This is a genomic window from Rhodococcus sp. JCM 9793, from assembly GCF_055380405.1.
In genome coordinates this window covers 348,960-372,379 of sequence record NZ_AP043721.1, presented here as the reverse complement: position 1 = coordinate 372,379, position 23,420 = coordinate 348,960, and the positions used below count along the sequence as shown (strand labels likewise).

At 66.8% G+C, this 23,420-nt stretch carries 24 protein-coding genes; 14 read left to right on the top strand and 10 right to left on the bottom strand.

The window, feature by feature from the left end:
* Positions 1-4: 4 nt before the first annotated feature.
* On the bottom strand, positions 5-1,552 hold the full coding sequence (locus tag ACZ46K_RS03850; protein WP_464746759.1) for an MDR family MFS transporter: 1,548 nt from the start codon (positions 1,550-1,552) through the stop codon (positions 5-7).
* Positions 1,549-2,187 carry a TetR/AcrR family transcriptional regulator gene (locus tag ACZ46K_RS03845; protein ID WP_054807438.1) on the bottom strand — a complete coding sequence of 213 codons (639 nt, stop codon included), beginning with the start codon at positions 2,185-2,187 and terminating at the stop codon, positions 1,549-1,551. Before ACZ46K_RS03845 ends, ACZ46K_RS03850 begins: the two co-directional genes overlap by 4 nt.
* Positions 2,188-2,419: 232 nt before the next feature.
* Between ACZ46K_RS03845 and ACZ46K_RS03840 the strand changes: the two genes are divergently transcribed.
* The 11 genes from ACZ46K_RS03840 to ACZ46K_RS03790 all read left to right on the top strand — a co-directional run bounded on the left by ACZ46K_RS03840 (position 2,420) and on the right by ACZ46K_RS03790 (position 13,177).
* Positions 2,420-3,796 carry an MFS transporter gene (locus ACZ46K_RS03840; protein WP_054810645.1) on the top strand — a complete coding sequence of 459 codons (1,377 nt, stop codon included), beginning with the start codon at positions 2,420-2,422 and terminating at the stop codon, positions 3,794-3,796.
* Positions 3,793-5,301, top strand: coding sequence for an aldehyde dehydrogenase (locus ACZ46K_RS03835; RefSeq protein WP_464746757.1), 1,509 nt, complete (start codon positions 3,793-3,795; stop codon positions 5,299-5,301). The genes ACZ46K_RS03840 and ACZ46K_RS03835 overlap by 4 nt, the downstream gene beginning before the upstream one ends.
* A gap of 99 nt (positions 5,302-5,400) precedes the next feature.
* The gene (locus tag ACZ46K_RS03830) at positions 5,401-6,330 is read left to right on the top strand and encodes a VOC family protein (protein WP_464746756.1); all 930 of its coding nucleotides are present in this window, start codon (positions 5,401-5,403) and stop codon (positions 6,328-6,330) included.
* Positions 6,327-7,121, top strand: a complete 795-nt coding sequence (locus tag ACZ46K_RS03825; protein ID WP_464746754.1) for an alpha/beta fold hydrolase — start codon at positions 6,327-6,329, stop codon at positions 7,119-7,121. The genes ACZ46K_RS03830 and ACZ46K_RS03825 overlap by 4 nt, the downstream gene beginning before the upstream one ends.
* Positions 7,122-7,134: 13 nt before the next feature.
* The gene (locus tag ACZ46K_RS03820) at positions 7,135-7,641 is read left to right on the top strand and encodes a cupin domain-containing protein (protein ID WP_054810292.1); all 507 of its coding nucleotides are present in this window, start codon (positions 7,135-7,137) and stop codon (positions 7,639-7,641) included.
* A gap of 2 nt (positions 7,642-7,643) precedes the next feature.
* On the top strand, positions 7,644-8,408 hold the full coding sequence (locus ACZ46K_RS03815; protein ID WP_464746752.1) for a 3-oxoacyl-ACP reductase family protein: 765 nt from the start codon (positions 7,644-7,646) through the stop codon (positions 8,406-8,408).
* Between the two features lie 19 nt (positions 8,409-8,427).
* Positions 8,428-9,210, top strand: coding sequence for an SDR family oxidoreductase (locus ACZ46K_RS03810; RefSeq protein ID WP_054806586.1), 783 nt, complete (start codon positions 8,428-8,430; stop codon positions 9,208-9,210).
* Positions 9,203-10,870, top strand: a complete 1,668-nt coding sequence (locus ACZ46K_RS03805; RefSeq protein WP_464746750.1) for a thiamine pyrophosphate-binding protein — start codon at positions 9,203-9,205, stop codon at positions 10,868-10,870. The genes ACZ46K_RS03810 and ACZ46K_RS03805 overlap by 8 nt, the downstream gene beginning before the upstream one ends.
* 97 nt (positions 10,871-10,967) lie before the next feature.
* Positions 10,968-11,918 carry a PDR/VanB family oxidoreductase gene (locus ACZ46K_RS03800; RefSeq protein WP_464746748.1) on the top strand — a complete coding sequence of 317 codons (951 nt, stop codon included), beginning with the start codon at positions 10,968-10,970 and terminating at the stop codon, positions 11,916-11,918.
* Positions 11,919-11,930: 12 nt separating this feature from the next.
* Positions 11,931-12,146 (top strand): recombinase-like helix-turn-helix domain-containing protein, encoded by a 216-nt coding sequence (locus tag ACZ46K_RS03795; protein WP_054810291.1) that lies wholly within the window; start codon positions 11,931-11,933, stop codon positions 12,144-12,146.
* Between the two features lie 2 nt (positions 12,147-12,148).
* A complete protein-coding gene (locus ACZ46K_RS03790; protein WP_054806585.1) occupies positions 12,149-13,177 on the top strand; it encodes a Rieske 2Fe-2S domain-containing protein in 1,029 nt (342 codons plus the stop codon).
* A 102-nt stretch (positions 13,178-13,279) separates the two neighbouring features.
* Here ACZ46K_RS03790 and ACZ46K_RS03785 read toward each other — a convergent pair whose 3' ends face one another.
* From ACZ46K_RS03785 to ACZ46K_RS03775, 3 genes are all read right to left on the bottom strand, one after another.
* Positions 13,280-13,801 carry a MarR family winged helix-turn-helix transcriptional regulator gene (locus tag ACZ46K_RS03785; protein WP_054810290.1) on the bottom strand — a complete coding sequence of 174 codons (522 nt, stop codon included), beginning with the start codon at positions 13,799-13,801 and terminating at the stop codon, positions 13,280-13,282.
* 96 nt (positions 13,802-13,897) lie between these two features.
* Positions 13,898-14,266 (bottom strand): RidA family protein, encoded by a 369-nt coding sequence (locus tag ACZ46K_RS03780; protein ID WP_464746746.1) that lies wholly within the window; start codon positions 14,264-14,266, stop codon positions 13,898-13,900.
* A gap of 76 nt (positions 14,267-14,342) precedes the next feature.
* A complete protein-coding gene (locus tag ACZ46K_RS03775) occupies positions 14,343-15,152 on the bottom strand; it encodes a DUF427 domain-containing protein (RefSeq protein WP_054806583.1) in 810 nt (269 codons plus the stop codon).
* Between the two features lie 88 nt (positions 15,153-15,240).
* Between ACZ46K_RS03775 and ACZ46K_RS03770 the strand changes: the two genes are divergently transcribed.
* From ACZ46K_RS03770 to ACZ46K_RS03760, 3 genes are read left to right on the top strand one after another with little or no spacing between them, the layout of a single operon-like run.
* Positions 15,241-15,990 (top strand): ABC transporter permease, encoded by a 750-nt coding sequence (locus ACZ46K_RS03770; protein WP_464749229.1) that lies wholly within the window; start codon positions 15,241-15,243, stop codon positions 15,988-15,990.
* A gap of 52 nt (positions 15,991-16,042) precedes the next feature.
* Positions 16,043-19,255 (top strand): acetyl-CoA carboxylase family protein, encoded by a 3,213-nt coding sequence (locus ACZ46K_RS03765; RefSeq protein ID WP_464746744.1) that lies wholly within the window; start codon positions 16,043-16,045, stop codon positions 19,253-19,255.
* A 32-nt stretch (positions 19,256-19,287) separates the two neighbouring features.
* Complete coding sequence (locus tag ACZ46K_RS03760) at positions 19,288-19,929, top strand: UdgX family uracil-DNA binding protein (RefSeq protein WP_054807699.1); 642 nt, start codon at positions 19,288-19,290, stop codon at positions 19,927-19,929.
* 5 nt (positions 19,930-19,934) lie between these two features.
* Here the strand turns inward: ACZ46K_RS03760 and ACZ46K_RS03755 are convergent, their stop codons facing one another.
* The 5 genes from ACZ46K_RS03755 to ACZ46K_RS03735 are packed head-to-tail and all read right to left on the bottom strand — an operon-like array spanning position 19,935 to position 23,313.
* The gene (locus tag ACZ46K_RS03755; protein ID WP_464746741.1) at positions 19,935-20,864 is read right to left on the bottom strand and encodes a CopD family protein; all 930 of its coding nucleotides are present in this window, start codon (positions 20,862-20,864) and stop codon (positions 19,935-19,937) included.
* A 5-nt stretch (positions 20,865-20,869) separates the two neighbouring features.
* A complete protein-coding gene (locus ACZ46K_RS03750) occupies positions 20,870-21,394 on the bottom strand; it encodes a copper resistance CopC family protein (RefSeq protein WP_464749228.1) in 525 nt (174 codons plus the stop codon).
* Between the two features lie 14 nt (positions 21,395-21,408).
* Positions 21,409-22,095 carry a YcnI family copper-binding membrane protein gene (locus tag ACZ46K_RS03745; RefSeq protein ID WP_464746739.1) on the bottom strand — a complete coding sequence of 229 codons (687 nt, stop codon included), beginning with the start codon at positions 22,093-22,095 and terminating at the stop codon, positions 21,409-21,411.
* A 29-nt stretch (positions 22,096-22,124) separates the two neighbouring features.
* The gene (locus ACZ46K_RS03740; RefSeq protein ID WP_464746737.1) at positions 22,125-22,619 is read right to left on the bottom strand and encodes a hypothetical protein; all 495 of its coding nucleotides are present in this window, start codon (positions 22,617-22,619) and stop codon (positions 22,125-22,127) included.
* Between the two features lie 7 nt (positions 22,620-22,626).
* Positions 22,627-23,313 carry a DUF6474 family protein gene (locus ACZ46K_RS03735; protein WP_054811026.1) on the bottom strand — a complete coding sequence of 229 codons (687 nt, stop codon included), beginning with the start codon at positions 23,311-23,313 and terminating at the stop codon, positions 22,627-22,629.
* Positions 23,314-23,420: the final 107 nt, after the last annotated feature.

The window sequence follows — 23,420 nt, the reverse complement described above, 5'->3', positions numbered from 1 at the left end:
CCCCTCAGGCGTCTGCGACCGTGGTCTTCCGCTCGATCGTTGTGGCGAGCGGCTTCTCGATCACGAAGAACAGGCACACCGCTGCGATGAGCGCGAGCGGAGCGATCGCGAGGTAGATCGGGGTGAGCGCCTCGTTGTACGACTCGATGACCGCGAGGTGCAGCGAGTCGGGTAGAGCTCTCACGATGCCGGGGGTGAGAGAGTCGGCGTGGATTCCGGCATCTGCCGCGTCGGGGATTCGTTCGGTGATCAGCGTGGCAACCCGGGTCGTGAACACGCTGCCGACGACGCCGACGCCGAGTGTCGCGCCGATCTGGCGGAAGTAGTTGTTGCTTGCCGTGGCGGTGCCGACCTCCTCGATGGGGAAGGAGTTCTGCACGACGAGGACCAGCAGCTGCATCGAGGTGCCCAATCCCAGACCGAGGAGCGCCACGAAACAGCCGAGAAGCCACAGCGGGCTGTCGACGGTGAGCGTCGACAGCGCGACCATGGCCGCCGCAACGATGACGGCGCCGAAGATCGGCCAGTTCTTGTAGCGGCCGGTGCGGGTCACGTATCGGCCGATGAGCGTGGAAGTGACGAACAGCGTGCCCATCATCGGGAGCATCATCAGTCCCGCGGCGGTGGCTCCCATGCCGGCGACCATCTGCAGATAGGTGGGCATGTAGGAGGCCACACCGAACAGCGAGACGCTGATGAGGAGCCCGGCCAGGGTGCACATGTTGAAGTTGCGGTCACGGAACAGGTGCAGGGGGATCACGGGTTCCGTGGTCCGAGTTTCGATGACCAGGAAGAGTCCTACCGCCGCGGCGGTCGCGGCGATCATCGTGAGAATGGTCGGTGACGACCACGCGAACTGCGCGCCGCCCAAGGTGGCGACCAACACGAGAAGTGTTGTCGCGACAGACAGGACGGCCATTCCGGCGACGTCGATCCGGGGGCGTGATCGACGCCGCTCGGGTAGGCGCAGGAAGAACGCTGCGGCAAGGAGGGCGAGCAGACCGATCGGGATGTTGATCCAGAACACCCAGCGCCAGCCGGGGCCTTCGGTGAAGAACCCGCCCAGCAGCGGACCGCTGACCGACGACAGTGCGAAGACACTGCTCATGATGCCCATGTACTTGCCGCGTTCACGGGCAGGGATGACGTCGGCAATTGTGGCCTGCGAGAGGATCATCAATCCGCCGCCGCCGAGTCCCTGGATGGCTCGGCCGGCGATGAGCCAGACGATGTTCGGAGCGGTCGCGCTGACCACCGAACCGAGAACGAAGATCGAGATGGCAACCATCAGAATCGGTTTGCGACCGAGAAGGTCTCCGAGTTTGCCGTAGATCGGCATCATGATCGTCGACGCGAGGATGTAGGCGGTGATCACCCACAGCATCAGGTCGGCGCCGTGCAGTTCGCCCACGATGGTGGGCAGTGCGGGGTTGAGGACGGTTTGGCTCAGTGATGCCGAGAGCATCGCCAGCAGCAGTCCCGCGAAGATGAATCCGATCCGGATGGGTGGTGCCGACGGTTCCTGTTCGGTCTTCGTGGATTCCGCCGTCATGGTCGCGTCACATTTCTGAACTGCGTGCATTTCCGACGCAGAATCGCATCGGCATCGGTTCCCTCGAGGTCTGCGCGCGTGAGGATCGGGCGCATCGCGGCCCGCATCACGGCACCGGCGACCGTGACGACCATCTGTGCTGCTTCCTCTGCGGATTCGTCGGGGTGGGCCGACGTCCACCCCTTGGACGTGACGAGTCGTTCGGTGACGAACTCGGCGACGAGTGCCTGTACGTCGTCGATGTATCGGAAGCGCCGGCGGGCGAGTTCGGGGTGACGATCCATCAGATCGGCGTATTCGGTCTGTGTGATCTGTTTGTGGTTGGTGGTGCGGAAGACGGTGAGGAGCAGGAACGCGACCTTTTCGACGAGGTCGTCACCGGGTGCGATCTGGAACTCGTCGACGACCGTGTCGCTGATGACGGCTGCGCGCAGGCCCAGTACCGCGTCTTCCTTCGACTTGAAGTAGTTGAAGAAGGTGCGGGGTGAGACGTAGGCGGCGTCGGCGATCGCTTCGATGGTGATGTCCGACAGGTGGTCGTGCGTCGCGGCTGCGTGCGCGGCGGCGAGGTGGATAGCCGTCCACGTGCGGGCGCGCTTGCGCTCGCGATGCGATACCTGGTCGGTTGCAGTCATGAATATTTACATTATGGCAAGTACTGGGGGATGCAAATCGGATTCTCGAATCTCGGAGGGTGGATGCAGGGGAGCGGTGTGCGGCCGACTTGCCTCGATGCGTCGTATTCTGGATTCCCATATGCGACCCCCTGTTCAAAGTCAATGGTTGACGAGATCGAGTGTTCGAGGTTACATCTTAGCGGTAAGTCTTTAAGGGCTTAAGTAATGGCCTCCGACACCGAGGATCCCGATGACACCGGTATCGACCACCATGTCCACTAGTGCCGAGATGATCAGCGCCCGCCTCGAGCGGCTGCCGATGAGCCGATGGCACATCAAGGCCCGCATCATCGTCGGCGCCGTCACCTTCTTCGACGGTTTCGACCAGCTGATGATCGCCTACTCGCTACCCGTCCTGATCCCCAAATGGAACCTGACCCCGGCGAGCGTGGCGTGGGTGATCGCTATCGGCGGCATCGGCATGCTTGTCGGCGCGCTCGGCGGCGGCTGGCTCGCCGACCGCATGGGTCGCCTCAACGTCATCATCGTCTCGCTCGCGCTGTATGCCGTGATGAGTCTGGGGATGGCCTTCACCGATTCGTTGATGCTGTTCCTGGTATTCCGATTCGTCCAGGGGATCGGGCTCGGAGCAGAAGTGCCCGTCGCGGCAACCTACATCGGTGAAATCACCAAGGCGCACAAACGTGGCCGCTTCGTCCTGCTCTACGAGGTGATCTTCCCGATCGGACTCGTCGCCTCCGCGGTCGTCTCGGCCTGGGTGGTACCCCGCTTCGGCTACCAGATCCTCTTCGCGCTCGGCGCCATCCCGGTCCTCCTGCTGCCGGCACTGTTCAAGCTTCCCGAATCGCCGCGCTGGCTCGCGTCCCGAGGGAAATACGACGAGGCAGACGCGTCCATGCGACGGATAGAAACCGAGATCACCGACCGCTACGGGAAGACCCTGCCGGAGCCGGAACCCGTCGCCACAGGTGTCACAGACACGAGTCGAGGCCGCTTCCGGGAGGCATTCCAAGGCGTATACCTGCGCCGCACACTGATGCTCGCCGCCATCTGGGGATGCGCCTACTTCGTCAACTACGGCATCGCGTCGTGGCTGCCGACCCTCTATCGCTCTGTGTTCGAGGTCAGTGTCGATACGGCACTTCACTACAGCATCTTCACGACGGTGGCCGGGCTCATCGGTTGTCTCGTGGTGGCGTTCCTGATCGACAACCTCGGTCGCCGCGTCTGCATCACGGCCTCGATGGTGCTGTGCTCGACGCTGTTGTTCCTGCTCGCTGCCACCGGAACGGGATCGGCCATGGCAGTGCTGGCCTGGTCGGCCGGAGCGGCACTGTTCGTCTTCGCCGTCAACATGGCCCTGTACGTCTACACCGCGGAGCTCTACCCGACCCGGATGCGTGCGATCGGATGCGCCATCGGCGGTGCCAGCGGCCGGCTCGGCATCATCGTCGGCCCCCTGGTCGTCGGTGGAATTCTCGGCGCCGGCGGAACCCTGGCGCTCGTGTTCGGAATGTTCGGTGTCGTCGCACTGATCGGTGCCGTCGTCGTCGGATTCTTCGCGGTCGAGACTCGCGAAAAGACCCTGGAGGAGATCTCCCAGTGACCACCGCACTACGTACCGCCACCGCACTCGGCTTCGTGCCCGTCGCCGACGAGATCCTGGTGGGCGGCACCTGGCGCCGCGCTACCGGACCCGCCTTCGCGGTCACAGATCCCGCCGACGGGGAAACCCTGCAGATCGTCCATCAGGCCACCGCCGACGACGTCGACGAGGCCGTCGCCGCGGGCCGTGTCGCCGCAGCAGACCCGGCCTGGCGCCGGATGCTCCCGCACGAACGCGCCCGCTACCTGCACCGCATCGCCGACGCAATCGAGCACGAAGCGTCGCGGCTCGCGCTCCTCCAGAGCTACAACACCGGCAAGACACTCACCGAGACGACCGCGCTTGTCGGCAGTGCCGCCGGCACCTTCCGGTACTTCGCGGCGGTCCTCGAAACCTCCGACGACGACCTGACGACGCAGCGCGGCAACTACCTCACGATGAGCATTCATGAGCCGATCGGTGTGATCGGCGCGATCGCCCCGTGGAATTCGCCGATCGCCAGCGACGCACAGAAGATCGCGCCCGCGCTGGCCGCCGGGAATGCCGTTGTGCTCAAGCCCGCAGAATGGACCCCGTTGGTCTCGATGGCACTCGCCCGCGCGATCCACGACTCGGGGTTGCCGCCGGGGCTGCTGTCGGTGCTCCCCGGCAAGGGTTCGATCGTCGGCGACGCCATCGTGCAGCATCCGCACGTCGGCAAGGTGACCTTCACGGGCGGCACCCGCACCGGGCGTGCCGTCGCGCATGCCGGCGCCGAGAAACTGATGCCGGTGTCGCTGGAACTCGGCGGCAAGTCGCCGACCATCGTGCTCGATGACGCAGACATCGAAGCCGCCGTGGCCGGTGTGATGTACGGGATCTTCTCGTCGACCGGTCAGAGCTGTATCGCCGGGTCGAGGCTGTTCGTCGACCGGTCACTGTACGAGGCGTTCATGGAGCGACTGGTCGAGCGGACCCGCGCGCTGCGGATCGGTAATGGGCGCGACCCGCGTACTCAGGTCGGGCCCCTTGTTCATCACACGCACCGCGCTTCCGTCGCCCGCTATGTCGACCTCGCCCGTTGTGAGGGCGGCCGCGTGCTGTGCGGCGGCACTGCCCCCGACGACCCGGAGCTGGCAGACGGTGCGTACTACCTGCCCACCGTCATCGACGGACTGAGCAACGACGCCGCGGTGTGTCAGGACGAGATCTTCGGCCCCGTCCTCATTGCGCTGCCGTTCGATGGTGAATCGGATCTTCTTGCGCAGGCCAATGATTCGGTGTTCGGATTGGCGTCGGGTATATGGACGCGTGATTACCGTCGGGCCTGGCGGCTGGCGCGACAGCTCGAGGCGGGCACCGTGTGGGTCAATACCTACAAGCGGTTCAGTATCTCGACCCCGTTCGGCGGTATCAAGGAGAGCGGTCTCGGTACCGAGAAGGGGCGCGCCGGTATCGCTGCGTATTCGCGCCAGAAGAGCATCTACCTCGGGTTGGACGACGAGCCCGATCGCTGGGTGGATTGAGCTGCCGTAACGGCCGATTCATCGGATATTGCCGCGGGTCTGTACAAGCAAATATCTTAGCGCTAAGATAATATCCATCGCTCCATCGGAGGAATTCTCGTGAATCAACCCATCGCCCGGCTGCGGCGCCTGCGCTCGGTCGAACTACGCACCCACGCTGCTGCCGACTCCGCCGAGTTCTATTCCGAGGTCTGGGGCCTGAGTGTCGTCGAATCGGGCCGGGAAGGCGCCTGGCTGCGCGGGACCGGCGACCAGCACCACGCCCTCCAGCTCACCCAGGCGGACCGAAACGGTCTCGGGCGCATCAGTTTCGCAGTGTCCACGCCGGCCGAGGTCGACGACGCGGCACGCCGTGTCGCGGAGCGCGGAATCCTCGTCGTGCAGGGACCCGGACCGGTGGACGACGCCGGAGGTGGATACGGTCTGCGCATCGTCGATCCCGAGGGGCGCATCATCGAGCTCATCGCCGACACCCTCGCGGTTCCGGCCCTCGGCGGCGACGACGCCGTGCCGGTGGGCGTCACCCACGTCGTCCTCAACACCGTCGACATCGACGCCGCGGTGCGGTTCTACTGCGATGTCCTCGGAATGCGTGTCTCCGACTGGTCGGAACACCAGATGGCGTTTCTGCGTTGCAATTCCGACCACCACAGCATCGCCTTCAACCAGGCGGAATGGGCATCGGTCAATCACGTCGCCTACGAGATGCCGAGCGTCGACCACTTCATGCGCGGTATCGGCCGTCTTCGCCATCACGGACAGCTCCCGCTGTGGGGTCCTGGCAAGCACGGCCCGGGCGACAACACCTTCTCGTACTTCGCCGACCCCGCCGGCCTCGTATGTGAGTACACCTCGGGGATCGCGCAGATCGACGAAGACCGCTGGCTGTGCCGTGTGTGGCGGCGCGTGCCCGAGCTCTCCGACCTGTGGGGAACTGCCGGTCCGCCGTCCCGCCAAGTGCGGGAACACATGGCAGGCATCCCGGACCCCGGCGCGTTCGAACGCCACGATCTGGAACGAGCATCATGACGTACACCGTCGACTACGGGACCGGACCCGCCGTGCTGATGCTGCACGGAATCGGCGGTAGCTCCGACAGTTTCGCACCGCAGGTCGCCGGGCTCGGCGATTCACTCCGGGTGATCGCCTGGGATGCACCGGGATATGCCCGAAGTGAAGACCCATCCCGGGAACTCGATCTCGACGACTATGCGGACGCTGCGGCAGAACTCATCCGTGAAAAGTGTTCGGATGCGGGCGCACACGTACTCGGTATGTCGTGGGGCGGAGTGATCGCGACGCGATTGGCGCTGCGACACCCGGAACTCGTGCGCAGCCTCGTCCTCGGAGCCTCGACGGTCGGGTCGGGCGCCGACGCCGACAGCGCCGCAACCATGCGATCGCGGATCATCGATCTGGGCCGCAGCGGGCCTCAGGACTTCGCCGTCCGCCGCGCGCCACGGCTGCTGTCCCCGAACGCATCCGACGACCTCGTCGAGCGCGCGACCGGAATCATGACAGACGCGGTTCGACTGCCCGGCTACGGCTACGCCGCCGAATCGATGGCCGCGACCGATCACACCGACGATCTGGAGAAAATCGACGTCCCGACCCTGGTCATGTGCGGCGACGTGGACACCGTGACGGGGACTCCAGCGAGTCAGGAGCTCGCCGGCGGAATCCCGGGCGCCGTCTACGTCACCCTCCGCGGCGCCGGGCACCTCGCCAACCAGGAACAGCCCGACGCCTTCAACGCCTGGACCGAATCATTCGTGCAGATCACCGAACGTCTGCGCATCCACAGCACCGTCACTCACTGAATTGGAGACAGCAATGACACTCGACTACGAGACCGCGGACCTGAAGGAATTCACCGATTCGCTGATCCTCGGCCGCGGCACCCGTCATGAGGACTGGGACACACTCGGATTCCAGGCCAAGGCCGGCGATCGCTTCAAGCGCGCACAGATCCGCTACGTCGGATCGGGCGCCACCGGTAACCACGAGAACGACAACCGCACCATCGCGTCGCAGGGGTTCACCTTCTCGAACATGCTTCTGCCTGCCGGTGCGGAAGGCCCCGAGCACACGCACCACGACGCCGAGGAGGCCTTCTTCGTCCTCGAAGGTGAGGTCGAGGTGGGCGTGCACCGCGACGGCGTCGTCGAGAAGCGCACCCTCGGCTACCGCGACATGATCGTCGTCCCCGCCGGGGTCCCCCGCAGCCTGAAGAACACCGGAAGCACCGACGCGCTGTTCTGCGTGATCATCGGGACGCAGAAGCCTCAGGTGCCCACCTACCCGGAGACGTCCGCAGTCTTCGGTATCTCCCGGGACTGACCGTGGGTGCCCTGGACGACCGCGTCGTCGTCGTCACCGGTGCGGCACGCGGACTCGGTCTCGCGATCGCCCGCCGGCTCGGCGAGGACGGGGCGAGTATCGCGCTCTGCGATATCGATGTTCGCCGCGGCGAGGACAGCGCCGAGAAATTGCGCGCCGACGGCATCGCCGCCCGATACGTGCGCGTGGATCTCGCCGATGCGGACTCGGTCGACGAGATGGCAGTGTCCGTCACCGCGGATGGGCCGATCTACGGCCTGGTCAACAATGCCGCGCTCGCCGACGGAGTGGGCGGCAGGGCAGTGCACGAACTTGCGGTCGACGAGTGGGATCGCGTGCTCGATGTGAACCTTCGCGGAACGTTCCTCGTCAGCCGTGCGCTGATCCCTTCGATCATCGAGCACAGCGACGAGCGTGGGGGAGGGCGGGTGATCTCGATCGGATCCGATGCGGCGCTGTACGGTTCACCGAAGCTCACCCACTACATCGCCTCCAAGGGGGGTGTGTCGGCATTGACGCGCACCATGGCGCGCGATCTCGGGCCCTATGGGATCACCGTCAACACGGTGTCGCCCGGTCTGACGGAAAGCGAATCAGCACAGCATGTTCCGGGTCACCGTCACGAACTGTACCGGCTCAACCGGGCGCTCACCCGGCCACAGCAACCGGCGGACCTCGTCGGCGCCGTCTCCTTCCTGATGGGTGACGAGGCGTCGTACATCACCGGACAGGAACTCGTCGTCAACGGCGGATTCGTCCTGCACTAGACCATGGGAGGACCGGGTCGTGGACCTGAACCTGAAAGACCGCACCTATCTGGTCACCGGCGGCAGCTCCGGTGTCGGACTCGCGACCGTCGCGATGCTGCTCGACGAAGGCGCGCAGGTCGTGACGTGCGCGCGCGACGTCGACCGACTCGATGCCGCACTGAGCGAACTTCCCGGGCGTGATCGTGTCCTGACCGCCGCGTGCGACGTACGCGACAGTGAAGCCGTGGCCCGCCTCGTCGAGGCCGCTCAGGACAGGTTCGGGGGTCTCGATGGGCTGGTGAACAATGCGGGAAGCTCGCGGATGAAGCCGCGCGCCGAAACCACGCTCGACGATTGGCGTGATGAGTTCGATCTCAAGTTCTCGAGCGTGCTCAATACGGTCGAGGCCGCATTGCCTGCGCTGCGCAAGTCGTCGGCGCCGTCGATAGTCAACATCTCGGCCGTCCTCGCGCGCCAGCCGGAGACACGTCTGGTCACGACGAGTGCGGCACGGGCGGGCCTGCTCAATCTGAGCAAGTCGCTGTCGTTGGAACTGGCCGCCGACGGTATCCGCGTGAATTCGGTGGCGCTCGGACTCGTCGACACAGGTCAGTGGCGACGACGCTACGAGAACTCCGGCCATGCGGGAAGTTTCGAGGAGTGGGAAACCGAGATCGCCGCCGATCGCGGTATCGCGCTCGGACGATTCGGCCATGCAGACGAGGTGGCCCACATGATCGTCACCCTGCTCTCACCCCGCTCGTCGTATGTGACGGGCACCAGCATCGATGTGTGCGGCGGTGTCGCGCGCTATGTCTGAAAGGACTCTCACAATGTCCAGCGAAACCCGGGTCGGCAACGGCGGCGATCTTTTGGTGCAGGTGCTGCGTGAGGCGGGTGTCGACACCGTGTTCGGCATCGTCAGCGTGCACAACCAGCCCCTCGTCGAAGCGGTCAGCAGGGAACTGCGGTTCGTGCCGGTACGACACGAGGCGACCGCTGTGAACGCAGCCGACGGATATGCCCGGGCCACAGGCCGGCTCGGTTGCGCACTCACGAGCACCGGCACCGGGGCGGGTAATGCGGCGGGCTCCCTGATCGAGTCGCTGAGCGCCGGGACCTCCGTCCTGCATGTCACCGGGCAGGTCGAATCGCAGTATCTCGGTTCGGGGCGCGGATTCATCCACGAGACCAAGAATCAATGGGGGATGCTCGACGCGGTATCGGTCCACGCCGAGACCGTGCGAGATGCGGACACCGCAGGAAAGGTGCTGCGGGAGGCCGTCGCCCGGTCTCTGTCCACCCCCGGCGGCCCGGTGAGCGTCGAGTGGCCGATCGATCTGCAGTACGCGCAGTGCGACCTCGAATCGGTCCCGGTGACCGAACATCATGTCCTGCCGCTGGATGCGGCACAGGTCGCCGCAGCACTCGCGGCGATGGCAGGTGCCCGTCGTCCCGTGATCTGGGCGGGTGGTGGTGTGGCCCGCGCAGGGGGCGAGCTCACCGCGCTGGTCGAGACATGGGGCGTGCCACTGCTGACCAGCAATTCCGGTCGAGGTGCGGTGCCGGAGGATCACCCGCTGTGCATCGGGAACTACGGGTCGTCGCCACTCGTGCGTGCCCTGCTCGCCGAGGCGGATCTCGTGCTGTCGCTCGGGACGCACTTCCGCTCCAACGAGACGGGCGACTACTCGATCCCGATGCCGCACAATCATATCCAGGTCGATCTGGATCCGGCAGCGCCGGGCCGAGTGTTCCCGGCCGATCTACCCGTGGTCGGCGAGATCGGGGCCTTCCTCGACGCGGTATCGGGTGTCGAGGGACTCGGTGAATCGGTGGACACTGCATGGACCGAACGCGCTCGCGAGACCCGCGACCGGGTCCGCGCGACCCAACGTTCCGGACTCGGCGACCATGCCGTCCTGTGCGACGCAGTGCGCGCAGCGTTACCGCGGGAGGCGGTGATCGCGCGTGACGTGACGATTGCATCGAGTTCGTGGGGAAACCGGCTGCTGCCGATGTTCGATCCGCGCTCGAACATCTTCCCGCGCGGTGGTGGCATCGGCCAGGGACTCGGCATGGCGATCGGTGCTGCGATCGCAGACGAGACCCGGCCGACGCTCGGTTTGGTGGGCGACGGTGGATTGGCCGTGCACCTCGGCGAGATCCTCACGATGGCGCAGGAGAAGCCCTGGCTGGTGCTGCTCGTGTGCAACGACGGCGGCTACGGCGTACTCCGCAACATGCAATCCGGTGCAGGTCGCGGCACCTACGCTGTCGATCTGACGACACCGGACTTCGCGCTTCTCGCGCAGGCCGTCGGTGTCGAGTACCGGCGGATCGGTGGAGCCTCCGAGGCGCACGCGGTGCTCGAGGACGCGGTGTCGTTGCGGGCGCCTGTCATCGTCGAAGTCGATCTCGCGTCGTACGGCGAGATGCCCACGCCGTTCACGCCGCCGGTGACCGTTCCGTCGTCGTAGACGACCTGCGGAAAGAAAAACCCCCGCGACTGTGGCGCAGATAACATCTTAGCGCTAAGATAATGAGCACTGAAGTAAAGCGTCTTCGAGGAGAATCATGACCGCAGACACCGTCGACCTCCTGGTCCGTCAGATGAGGGTCGAGTCCGCCGGCGTCGTTTCGCTCCGACTCGAACATTCCGACGGTGCGGCCGTCGACCGCTGGACACCGGGTGCCCACCTCGACCTCCATCTCGGCGGCGGGGTCGTCCGCCAGTATTCGTTGTGCGGCGACCCCGACGACAAGACCGGATACCGCGTGGCCGTCCTGCACGAGCGTGCGGGGCGGGGTGGATCTCGTCGCGTGCACGAGACCCTTCGCCCCGGCGACTCGGTCGCGGTGAGTGCCCCGCGCAACAACTTCGAACTGGTTCCGTCGCCGCGCTACGTGTTCATCGCCGGAGGCATCGGGATCACTCCGATACTCGCGATGATCGGCGAGGCCGAACGTGCCGGCGCCACATGGGAACTCCACTACGGTGGGCGCGACCGCACGTCGATGGCCTTCATCGACGAGCTCGAACGCTACGGCGACCGCGTCCATATCGTCACCGAGAGCGTCGACGGAATCCTCGATCTCGCGACCCTGCTCGGCACCGCCGAGCCCGACACGCTCGTGTATGCGTGCGGCCCCGACGGATTGCTCACGGCGATCGAATCGTATTCCGAGGCCTGGCCGGCGGATGCGATCCACCTCGAGCGTTTCAAGGCGAAGGAACGTGTCGCGGATGCCGGAGGGGACGCACCGTTCCGGGTCGTGTGCGAGCAGTCCGGCGTATCCGCGACCGTGTCGCCGGAGAAGACGATTCTCGAAACACTCGAGGAATCCGGTGTGAACGTCCCGAATTCGTGCCGTGAGGGCATCTGCGGCACGTGCGAGACCCGCGTTCTCTGCGGCACTCCCGACCACCGCGACTCCCTGCTCACAGCCTCCGAGCAGGAGTCCGGCGCCACCATCATGCTCTGTGTCTCCCGCGCCGGCTCCGACGAGCTGGTGCTGGATCTGTAGAAAGGATTCGCGATGACTCGGTATCTCGAGATCCATCAGGCCCGGACGGCCGACCCCACTCCCTACGAGATCAAGCTGGCCAAGGCCATAGAGCAGGTCTTCGGTACGGGCGCTCACGACCTCGAAGGGCTTGTCCAGGGCCTCAACGGTTCCGGAATTCACGCGCCCGACGGGCAGCCGTGGACGCCCATCTCGTTCACCACCGAAATGCAACGGATCGGAGCGTAACCATGGTGAATCGACTTCGCACCGCGTCACTGACCGCCGACGAGATCTTTGCGACCGGCATGCGCGACCAGTGGCATGCGGTCTGCCCGTCCGATTTCGTCGAGCGCGGAGGCATCAAGAAGTTGCGACGCCTCGGCGAGGACTGGGTGCTGTACCGAGGGTCCGACGGTGACGTGCGGATGCTCGCGGATCGCTGCCCACACCGCGGCGCTCCTCTGTCGCAAGGCGTGCACCTCGGCGACCGCATCGCATGCAAGTACCACGGTGTCGAGGTCGACGGAACCGGTACCGTCGCGAAAGTTCCCGGGATGCCAGGCTGCAACCTCGAGGGGAAGCGACTGGTCACCTCGCTACCAGTCCGCGAGGTCGGCGGCGCGATCCTTGCGTGGTTCGGAACCGACCCGGATGCCGAACCGGGGCCGCTCGAACTCCCCGATCCACTCGTCGACGACGAGGTTTCCGCGTTCCTCTGCTACGCGGAGTGGGAGGCGCCATGGCGATTCGCCCTCGAGAACCTCCTCGACCCGATGCACGGCGCATTTCTGCACCACGAATCGCACTCGATGTTCGGTGGTGAGACGACGGCACGCTTCCGGATCCGCGAGACCGACAGGGGATTCTTCTTCGAGAAGACCGACCAGCGCGGCGTCAACTTCGACTGGGTCGAGTACTGCCGGACCGGCGCCGACTGGGTCGACCTCGAGATTCCCTACCCGGCCACCGCCGGGCCCGGTGGTTCGTTCGGCATCGTCGGCATGGGCACCCCCATCGACGCCGAGACCACCGCGGTGTTCTTCTGGCGATACCGGCGCGTGGCGGGCTGGGAACGCGACGTGTGGCGCTTCCTGTATCGCACCGTGCTCGAAGAACGGCACTGGGAGGTGCTCGAACAGGATCGGGTCATGCTCGAAGCCATGGCACCCGACGCAGACCAGGCCGAGAACCTCTACCAGCACGATCTGGGTGTCATGCGGTTGCGGCGCCTGTATCGGGGTCGCGCCGAGGAGCTGGCGAAGCAGATGGCCGGGTAACCGGCCCCTGCGGGAAACCGCGGCACGAAAAGACAGAAACACCCTCTCCGGAGGTGTGTTTCTGTCTTTTTCCGAGGTATGGACCTTTTTCCGAGTGCGCCCCTACCCGCCCTGGTGCTGGGCGAGTGAATGCTCGAGTTTGCGCAACAGCTGCACCAGCTCGGCCTGGTCGTCCGCCGACATGCCGGAGAGCATGCGGGTCTCGTTCTCGAAATGAGCGACCGCCACCTCGTCGATGAGCTTCTTCCCGGCATCGGTGAGCTCGGCGTGCACGATGCGCCGGTCGTCGGCGTCGCGTTCACGTCTCACCAATCCCGCCTTCTCGAGACGGTCGATGCGGAGGGTGACGCCACCGGTGGTCACGAGGGAACTCTCGGCGAGTTGCCCGGGCGTCATCCGGTAGGGCGTGCCGGAGCGGCGCAGCGCGGCAAGGACGTCGAACGAGGCCATGTTCAGGTCGTACTCGTCGAAGATCCGCCCGATGGTGCTCTGATAGCGCAGGTAGGTGCGGTGCAGGCGTCCGAGTACCTCGAGGGGTGTGACGTCCAGGCCGGGCCATTCGCGAGTCCACTGATTCACGATGTCGTCGACGGCGTCATGGTCGGGAACGTTGTCGCGCCCCACGCGGGCCTCCTCGTGTCTTCGGCTTGCCGCTCGATTGTTGAGCGCCAAAGCATTGTTCACGATACGGCCTGCGCGGGGCGCGTGGGGATGTCGGTATCAGTGTGGCGCGGTGGCAGTGGCGACTGCGTCGATCTCGACGGTGGCGCCGTACGGAAGCGCGCTCACCTCGACGAAGGTCCGGGCCGGGCGCGGTTCGGCGAAGAGTCGCTCGAACTGGCGGTTGGCTTCCTCTCGCAGCGACAGGTCGGTGACGAAGTAGGTGAGTTTGACGACGTCGGAGAGCTTTCCTCCGACGACGGCGAGCCGGTCGGTCATGCGGTCGATCGCGGCGTCGAGGGCTTCGGTGCGGCCCTCGACGGCAATGCCCTCGGGGTCGATGGACAGCGCGCCGGAGACGAAGACGAGACCGCCTGCGATGTACGCCGGGCTGTACGGATGGTGGGTGCTGACGGAGGTGAGTGACATCGGTGATCGCTCCTGGGGTCGGGTCGCGGTTCACCAACTATCTTAGCGCTAAAATATTGTCTGTGAAGAGGGATCGTCACACCGATACGGACACGTCCACCGCGTCGTCGTAGAAACACACGTGCCCCGCGATCGGCTCCATCCCGGCGAGAGGTTCCTCGTACGACCACGCGACGTTCTCGGCCGACAGCTGTCCCGACGACGGTTGCCCTGTGAACGACTGCTCGGTGAACGACCAGTACCGGGCCGTGCCCTTGTACGGACATCCCGTGCGCAGCACCGATTCCTCGAGATGGGAGAAATCCACATCGGCAGGGGGAATGTAGTAGCGCGTCGGCAGGCCGGTCTCGAAGACCAACACCGGTGTGCGGGTCTCGGCGACGACGGTGTCGCCCACCGTGACGCGGACGTGGCGGGAGCTGGGGAGCGCGTCGACACGATGGTGCGGGTCGCGCGGGTGGGTGAACACCTCGGCCTCCTCCTCGAACCAGTGCTCGTCCTCATCGACGTAGACCGTGTCGCCCGGCTCGGGTTCACCCTGCCGGAACCATGCGAACGCCAACCGGTCGTCGAGACCGTCGATGTCCAGTTGGAACACCGGCGAATACGCGCGCTCGTCGTCTACGACGATGTCGTACCACTGCCACACGTCCGGGCGGCTACGGCTCGGAGACAGCGATGCGGACAGCAGATCGAAGCGCACGTCGTCTCGCGGGAACGCATAGAACGGCACGGGTTTGCCCGGCGCCCACACCAGCACCGCGCGGGTGCTGTCCACCACCGTCCGCCCGAACCACTTCCCCCGGATCCTGCGTTCGCTGGGTTCGTACAGGTAGTTGTCGGATTCGAGGGTGGGCCGGGGCGCAGCGATCTTGCGGGCAGACATACATCGACCGTATCGCGCATGAACACGCCGCGGCCGTATCCTGCGACGTCTTGGCGAGGCGATCGGCGGGATACGCTGCTCGGCGATGATCGACGACCCGCTCGAACTCATCCGGACACTGGTGGGAGTCACCGCGCTTGCCGCCGTGGCCACCGCCGCCCTGTGGGCGTTCGGTGTTCCGCACCGGTTCGCGCCGGTGTACGCAATCGCGCGCGGTGCAGGGCAACTCGCATTCGTCGCTGCCGTGCTCACGGGAGTCATCGCCGACGTCCGCTGGGTAGCCCTGGTGCTCGTGGTCATGTTCGGCGTTGCGGTGTGGACCGCGTCGCTGCGGGTCGGGCGAGGAGTCGGCACGACAGTGATGGTCGGTGCGTCCATGTTCTTCGGAATCGGTATCGCCCTCGCCATCGTGTTCGTCAGCGGTGCCATCGAGCCGACACCCCGCTACGCACTCGCGCTCGGCGGAATCGTGATCGGCGGTGGGATGACGGTCGCGGGACTTGCCGGTCGGAGATTCACCGAGATCGTCGACGACCGGTGGACCGAGGTCGAAGGATGGCTCGCACTCGGCGCAACCATGCGACAGGCAACACTCGGTCACGCCCGGCTCGCAGTGCGGGCAGCGCTGATCCCGTCCCTCGACCAGACGAAGACGACCGGACTGGTGACGCTGCCGGGGGCCTTCGTCGGCGCGATCTTCGGCGGGCTGTCGCCCATCGAGGCCGGTCGTTTCCAGGTGGTGGTGCTCGCTGCGATCATGGCGGCGGGATCGATCACCGCGGTGGTTCTCGCGATCGGTCTCGGACGTCTTCGGGTGCGTCCGGTGCCCCAGGAGTGAGCTGCGGTATGAATTGAGGCCGACGTCAATTTCGACCTGGGGGTGCGTAGACATGCTGCTCGTAGCCAACCGTGGTGAGATCGCCCTGCGAATCATCCGAACGGCCACCGAACTCGGCCTCGCCACCATCGCCGTGTATGCCGAGGACGACGCCGGGTGCCCGCATGTCGGGGCCGCCACCAGAGCCGTTGCACTCGCAGGTTCCGGTCCCGCCGCCTACCTCGACCAAGACGCGATCCTCCGCATCGCCCGCGACACGGATTGCACCCTCGTCCATCCCGGCTACGGCTTTCTCAGCGAGAACGCCGCGTTCGCGGACCGTTGCGCGGACGCGGGCGTGACGTTCGTCGGACCCGATCCGGACGCGCTGCGGACCTTCGGCGACAAGCAGACCGCCCGTGCCACCGCGGCAAGCCTGGGCATTCCCGTGGTGCCGGCCTCCGGCTCGGGAACCCCAGAGGATCTGCGGGCCTTCCTCACACAGCACCCCGACGGCATCGTCGTCAAAGCTCGCGCCGGAGGCGGCGGCCGCGGCATGCGGATCGTGCACGACGTCGGCGACCTCGTCGACGCCCATCGGTCGGCCGCGGCCGAAGCGCTCGGCGCTTTCGGCGACGACCGCCTCTACGCCGAAGCGCTGATCACCCGGGCCCGACACATCGAAGTGCAGATCGTCGCGGCACCGGACGGTGTCGGCGGGACCGTCGCGCGTGCACTCGGCGACCGGGACTGCAGCGTGCAGCGCCGCCACCAGAAACTCGTCGAGATCGCTCCCGCCCCCGCGCTGAGCGAGGCGCTGCGACGCGACCTGCACGTCGCGGCCGCCCGACTCGGCGCCGGCACGCACCTGCGCGGGGTGGCGACGGTCGAGTTCCTCGTGTCCGGCTCGGGCATGGTGTTCCTCGAGGTGAACCCGCGGATCCAGGTCGAACACACCGTCACCGAAGAGGTCGCCGGCATCGATCTCGTGGCCGTGCAGATCGCGGTCGCGCGCGGAGCCTTGTTCGACGAACTCGAGCTCTCCGACGGTGTCACCGCCGACTCCCACGGTGTCACCGGAGCGCCCACCCGTGTCCGGGGAGTGGCCGTGCAGGCACGCATCAACACCGAAACGCTGCGTCAGGACGGACAGGCCGTCCCCGCGACCGGAACCCTGTCCGCATTCACCCCTCCGTCCGGCCCCGGCATTCGCGTCGACACCCACGGCCGCCCGGGGCTCGAGGTGGGTGCCCGCTACGATTCCCTGCTCGCGAAGGTCATCGCACACGTGCGGGTCGGGGCGAGCGAAGCGACCGGGGATTTCACGCGTGGAGTCGGCGCCGCGATCCGGAAACTCGAGGTCTCGCTCGGCGAGTTCGTCGTCGACGGTGTCGCCACCAACCGGAATGTGCTGCGGAAGATTCTCACCGACAGGGAATTCCGGTCCGGTCCGGTCACCACGTCGTGGCTCGGTGAGCGTCTCGAGGAGTTCGTCGACCCGCACGCGGAGACATCGGTCGCGGCGGAAGCGCCCGAACTGAGCGCCGGTGAGTATGCGGTGCGCGCCGAAATGGTCGGCACAGTAGTCGAATCCGCTGCGGAGGGCGGCACCGCGCCCGCCGGTTCGCCCATCGTGATCCTCGACGCGATGAAGATGCAGCACGCGGTCACCGCGCCGGGAACCGCCACCGTGACTCGGATGCTCGTACAGCCCGGGCAGACCGTGCAACCCGGAACGGTGCTCGCCGTGGTCCACCTCGACGACGAAACCGGAGCAAGCACTGCCGCAGACGCATTCGACCTCGATGACGAGCGCGCCGACCTCGACGAGATCCACGCGCGGCACTCAGCCACCCTCGACGCCGCCCGTCCCGACACGGTCGCCCGACGGCACAGCCGCGGCCGACGCACCGCCCGAGAGAACATCACCGATCTCGTCGACGCCGGCAGCTTCGTCGAGTACGGCGGTCTCGTCCTCGCGGCGCAACGCGCACGGCGCAGCGAAGAAGACCTCATCGCGAACACCCCCGCCGACGGACTTGTAGGAGGCACGGCACGTATCGACGGTGCCGACGTGGTCGTCATGTCGTACGACTACACCGTGCTTGCCGGAACTCAGGGCAGGTACAACCACAGCAAGACCGACCGGCTCCTCGAACTCGCTGCGCGCCGCGAGGTGCCGCTGGTGCTGTTCGCCGAGGGCGGCGGCGGACGACCGGGCGATGTCGACGTAGCGCACGGTGCCGGCCTGGACCTGTCGACGTTCCGGTCGATGGCAGCGTTGCGCGGTCGCGTGCCCACTGCGGCTGTGGTGTCGGGCCGGTGTTTCGCGGGCAACGCCGCACTCGCCGGTGTGTGTGATGTGCTCATCGCGACGCCCGACGCCAACATCGGGATGGGCGGGCCCGCCATGATCGAGGGCGGCGGACTCGGAGAGCACCGACCCGAAGAGATCGGTCCGATCGATGTGCAACGCCGTAACGGCGTCGTCCACCTCGCCGCGCGCGACGAGGAGCATGCCGTCGCGCTGACCCGGCAGTACCTGTCGTATTTCACCGTCCGGACAACCGAATTCGAGGCACCCGATCCGCGTCTCGCGCGACACGTGGTCCCCGAGAATCGGCTCCGCGCCTACGACGTGCGCACGGCGCTCACCGCGATCGCAGACGTCGATTCGGTGCTCGAGCTGCGCGCGGACTACGGGGTCGGCATCGTCACCGCCCTCGTGCGGGTCGAGGGCAAGGCCTACGGTGTGCTCGCCAACAGCAGCCACCATCTCGGAGGCGCGATCGACGCCGAAGCCGCCGACAAGGCCGCGGACTTCCTCGAACTGTGCGAAGAGCACCGGATTCCCGTGGTGAGTCTGTGCGACACACCGGGTTTCATGGTCGGTCCGGAATCGGAAAAGCAGGCGACCGTGCGGCGATTCGGCCGGTTCTTCATCGCGGGGGCGCGGTTGACGGTGCCGTTCGGCACGATCATCCTCCGTAAAGGATACGGGCTCGGTGCCATGGCGATGGCCGGTGGATCGTTCCACTCACCGCAGTTCACGGTCGCGTGGCCGACCGGCGAAATCGGCGGGATGGGACTCGAAGGCGCGGTGCGACTCGGCTTCCGCAAGGAACTCGATGCCGCGCCCACCGCCGAAGCTCGCGAGGAACTGTTCGGGAAACTGGTCGCGGCGGCGTATCAGCGCGGTAAGGCACTGCAGGCGGCGACGATCTTCGAACTCGACGACGTCATCGACCCCGCCGAGACCCGCACGTGGATCTCGGAACTGCGATGATTTCACGGCGCTGACAGGGGTACTTCTTCGACATGGTCACCTATCGCGGAGCACAGAATTATCTTCCCGACACCCTCGACCTCCTCTCACTCGAGACAGCGGCCCGGGGGTGTCGCGGGTGTGACCTGTTCAAGGCTGCCGAGCAGACGGTCTTCGGCGCAGGCCCCGCCGACGCGGGTCTGATGCTCGTCGGCGAGCAACCCGGCAACGAGGAAGACCTCGAGGGGGAGCCGTTCGTCGGCCCCGCAGGCCGATTGCTGGACAAGGCGCTCGCAGCCGCCGGTGTCGAGCGCGACGCCGTGTACGTCACCAATGCCGTCAAGCATTTCCGGTTCGACCGGGCCGCGGGCGGAAAGCGTCGCATCCACAAGAAACCGTCGGGCGGGCAGGTCACCGCGTGCCGACCGTGGCTGGCCGCGGAGCTCGACGTGGTTCGTCCCGACGTCGTGGTGTGTCTCGGTGTGACGGCGGCCCGCGCGTTGATCGAGAAGAATTTCACGCTCACCGCGCATCGTGGCGAGGTGCTGCACCTCGACGAAGAATTGCGGGGCACGCTCGATCCGAGAGTGGTCGCCACGATCCATCCATCCGCGGCGCTGCGTGCCCACGTCGACCGCACCGCCGCGTTCGAATCACTCGTGCGCGATCTTCAGCGCGCCGCCGGGTTGCTCTGACCTGATCATGCTGTCGTGGCGAGCGCGGCTGCGAGCCCGAATGCCACCGACATTGCACATACTTCGATGACGGCATTGCGCAGGGAGACGTCGGCGGTGCTCCGATGGGCGCCTGCCGCGGGCACCCACGTGCGCCGCCAGATCCACGCCAGCGCGAGCAGCGCCACGAGCACCGCGACCTTGGCGAGCAGGACGCGCCCGTAGCCGGTATCGACGAGTGCGGCCACCGACTCGAGACGCACGGCCGCGTCGATCACACCGGTCACCCCGAGGACGACGACGCATTTCGTCGCGAGTTCCGAATAACGCGGCAGCAGCCGGGACCACGGCCCGCGACCCCGGACCAGCAGGGCGAGTGCCGTGAGAACCCCCAGCCAGACGGCGGCCGCGAGGACATGCGCCGCGTCGAGCAACGACCCGAACGGCTGCTGCGACATGTGCCCGGTGACGGGTCGCGCGACGAGAGCGAGGGCCGCCACGACGAGCACCGGCGCCGTCGACCACGATGCCTCGCGCCGGTAGGCGAGGGCTGCAGCGACGGTGAGCGAAGCGACGCATACCCACGCGGCGCCCGCGACCCGGCCTGACCCGGCGGTGCCCAGATATTCGGCGAAGAGACCGGAGCTGAGCCGGGCCACGGGCACGTCGACGGTCGCGGCGGCTTCGATGACGAGTTGAACGGTTTCGAGCAGCAGCCACACCCCGCCGAGGACGGTGATCGCGCGCCACACGTCTTCGTTGGACACATCGGGGCGTCGCTGAGTGCGCATCATCGCGGCGAGCACGGCGACGCCGAGCACGGTCGAGCCCACCACCAGTGACAGTGCGCGTATCCACGCCGACAACTCCGGGGTCGCCAGCAGCACGCCGATCGCGACCCCCGCGACGGCGCCGGCGGCGGCTCCGAGGAGCCACCGCCGGCGAATGTTCGGCACGAGTGTCAGGCCTTCGGCTTGCGCAACACGAACCACAAGGCAGCGACGACCACGATCACACCGGCGACCACGAACCACCAGACGGCGGGCCCCCCGCCGTCGTCGGTGGCGACATCGGATGCCGGCGCGGCGTCGCCCGCCGCAGCCTCACCGGGAGTACCGGTGCCTTCCTGCGTGAGGGTGAAGGTGCGCGTCCCGCTGACGGGATGCCCGTCGGCCGACGTCACGCGGTAGGCGATCGTGTACTCGCCGACCGGGCCGAGCCCGTCGATTTCGACACTGACGGTGGGGCCGTCGACGATCGGGTCGCCCTTGGACCACAGATTGCCGTCGGGGCCGACCACAGTGAGCGCTGCGAACTGCTCCTGCAGCGCCTCGTTGAACGTCACGCTGACCTGCTCGGGTGCCTCCGCGATCTCCACGCCCTGTTCGGGAGTGCTGCTGAGGACGACCGAGTGCGCCGCGGCGGGGCCTGCCGCGAGCATCAGTGCGCCGACAAGAGCGAGGAGTACGGTGCCGAGACGCTTCATGCCTGCTGTGCCGTTCATGCTCGCCGTCCCCGGATCACTGCGCCGAGGCCCAGCGCTGCGCCGAGCGCGCCGAGGACGAGACCGATGCCGCCGAGCCACCGCGCGGTGTTGTCGGTGCTGCTGCCCGACTCGGCTGCGGCCGTGGTGTCGGTGTCCTCGGTGCTGTGGGCTGCGCCGCCGCTGTCGGCACCGCCTCCGTGCCCGTCACCGCTGCTCGCGGCGAGGGTGAGGGAGGGCGCCGGCTTCTCGGGCTCCTCGTCGCCGGTCGCGGCCTGATCCCAAGCGACGATCTCGCCGTCGCTGTAGGTCTGGGTAGCCGGGAACGCGACTTCGTCCTCCTCGGGGAGCGGTCCGGCGGAGAGCACGAACTGCTGGAACTGGCCGGGGCCCACCTCGATGCCGGGGTCGGCCGTCCAGGTGACCGAGGTTGCGAGCTGTTCGGGGTTCTTCTCGATCGTCGCACTCCAGCCGGGCATCGGCTCTGTGCGCGCCGATCGCAGACCCGGCAGTTCGACGGTGAGCGCCGTGGTGCCGGCGGTCTCGGATTCGGTGGGGACGCGGAACGTCAGGACGGAGTATCCGCCCTGCTCGGCGCCCGGTGCGACGACGGAGACGTGCGCAGCGGCAATGCCGGAACCGGTCAGCAGGAGCGCGGCGGTGGCACCGGAGCCGACGAGGACTCGGGTGAGGTTCTTCTTCATGAAGATGTGGGTGCTTTCTCGTACGAGGGTCAGGACACGGAGAGCCGTGCCGCGGGCGGACCCCGTCGAGAAATGCCGGAGGGAAGAAGCCTGATGATGTGCGGCTCGGGATCGATGCACGGGATGAGAAATGTGGGCGCGGGAACCGTGGGACGCCATGGCCGCGCACACTGGACCACCGATGTACATGCAGCGTAGAGGTGGTCGGCGATGCCGATCAGTAGTGCGCACCCGATGATGGCGGCGATGTGCGCCGCCAACATCGACGCCGAGATGTGGAGGTGCCCGTCCGTCAGCGTGGACAGGACGAGGTGGGTGCCGAGCTGGCCCACGGCGAGCAGCGCGACCGGTGGCATCGTCGGTCGCCCGGCTCCCACGATGCCGACCCCGACGGCAACTGCCGTCAGCAACGCCACGGCCGGGTTCGTCGGCACCGAACCTCCGGCCGCGCCGTGTGCTGCGACGGCGAGCACCGCGGTGGAAACCCCCGCGGTGCCGCCGAGCAGGGCGGGGCTCGTTGTCACGGGTGTGTCAGCGCACACCGAGGCGGGCCAGCAGGTCCGCCTCGATTCCGTCGAGCTCGTTGCCGATAGAGATGTGCGCGGCCTTGCGACGCGCGGCCGGCATCTGCTCGGCGGCAGACACCGCGGCGGTGAGGTCGGTGAGTCGACCGCGGATGGCTTCCGCGAACTTCTTCGTCTCGGCGTCCTTGGGATGCAGCTCCTCGGTCTTCGTGACCGACTGCTCGGCCGCCGCGATGCGGGCGCTGAGCCGCGCACCGTGTCCGGTGAACTCGCCGAGCTGCTCGACGCCGACACCGAGTTTCTGGGCGCGGCGGACGTCGAGCTGTCCGCGGATGGCAGTCGCGGCCTGGTAGGCGAGAGGCGCGAGCACAGGTATGAGCAGGCGTGCGACCCCCAGGTAGCGACGGACCTTCGCCGCGGTCAGACCCTGGTTCTCGGCGGCCTTCTTCTGAGCCTTGAGGGTGGCGATCTGCTCTTTCTCGACCTTGGACTGTGACTTCACGAGCTCTTTGTCGAGCTTGGACTGTGACTTGGCGAGCTTCGCGGCGAGCTTCTCCTGGGACTTCGCTGTGCGTCGATCACTCTTGAACTGGTTCTTCGCGCCGAGCTTGGCCTCGAGCTTCGCCTTGTGCTTGAGCGCTTTTGCCTCCGCCTTGCGGGTGGCACGCCGCTTCCGCCGTGTGAACAACCCCATCGAACAGCACCCTCCATCCGGTACGACCGCAGCGTGCCCGCGCTCGTCGGCAAGCCTAACTCGACGGTGCTGCTGAGAGGTGTCCCGCATCGAGCGAATACCCTGGG

What these genes read in the sequence shown, in the direction of transcription:
- ACZ46K_RS03805 (WP_464746750.1), top strand. Translation starts at nt 9,203, where the DNA reads ATGTCTGAAAGGACTCTCACAATGTCCAGCGAAACCCGGGTCGGCAAC.
- ACZ46K_RS03735 (WP_054811026.1), bottom strand. Translation starts at nt 23,313, where the DNA reads ATGGGGTTGTTCACACGGCGGAAGCGGCGTGCCACCCGCAAGGCGGAG.
- ACZ46K_RS03765 (WP_464746744.1), top strand. Translation starts at nt 16,043, where the DNA reads ATGCTGCTCGTAGCCAACCGTGGTGAGATCGCCCTGCGAATCATCCGA.
- ACZ46K_RS03790 (WP_054806585.1), top strand. Translation starts at nt 12,149, where the DNA reads ATGGTGAATCGACTTCGCACCGCGTCACTGACCGCCGACGAGATCTTT.
- ACZ46K_RS03745 (WP_464746739.1), bottom strand. Translation starts at nt 22,095, where the DNA reads ATGAAGAAGAACCTCACCCGAGTCCTCGTCGGCTCCGGTGCCACCGCC.
- ACZ46K_RS03825 (WP_464746754.1), top strand. Translation starts at nt 6,327, where the DNA reads ATGACGTACACCGTCGACTACGGGACCGGACCCGCCGTGCTGATGCTG.
- ACZ46K_RS03775 (WP_054806583.1), bottom strand. Translation starts at nt 15,152, where the DNA reads ATGTCTGCCCGCAAGATCGCTGCGCCCCGGCCCACCCTCGAATCCGAC.
- ACZ46K_RS03800 (WP_464746748.1), top strand. Translation starts at nt 10,968, where the DNA reads ATGACCGCAGACACCGTCGACCTCCTGGTCCGTCAGATGAGGGTCGAG.
- ACZ46K_RS03850 (WP_464746759.1), bottom strand. Translation starts at nt 1,552, where the DNA reads ATGACGGCGGAATCCACGAAGACCGAACAGGAACCGTCGGCACCACCC.
- ACZ46K_RS03780 (WP_464746746.1), bottom strand. Translation starts at nt 14,266, where the DNA reads ATGTCACTCACCTCCGTCAGCACCCACCATCCGTACAGCCCGGCGTAC.
- ACZ46K_RS03760 (WP_054807699.1), top strand. Translation starts at nt 19,288, where the DNA reads ATGGTCACCTATCGCGGAGCACAGAATTATCTTCCCGACACCCTCGAC.
- ACZ46K_RS03845 (WP_054807438.1), bottom strand. Translation starts at nt 2,187, where the DNA reads ATGACTGCAACCGACCAGGTATCGCATCGCGAGCGCAAGCGCGCCCGC.
- ACZ46K_RS03795 (WP_054810291.1), top strand. Translation starts at nt 11,931, where the DNA reads ATGACTCGGTATCTCGAGATCCATCAGGCCCGGACGGCCGACCCCACT.
- ACZ46K_RS03820 (WP_054810292.1), top strand. Translation starts at nt 7,135, where the DNA reads ATGACACTCGACTACGAGACCGCGGACCTGAAGGAATTCACCGATTCG.
- ACZ46K_RS03840 (WP_054810645.1), top strand. Translation starts at nt 2,420, where the DNA reads ATGACACCGGTATCGACCACCATGTCCACTAGTGCCGAGATGATCAGC.
- ACZ46K_RS03750 (WP_464749228.1), bottom strand. Translation starts at nt 21,394, where the DNA reads ATGAAGCGTCTCGGCACCGTACTCCTCGCTCTTGTCGGCGCACTGATG.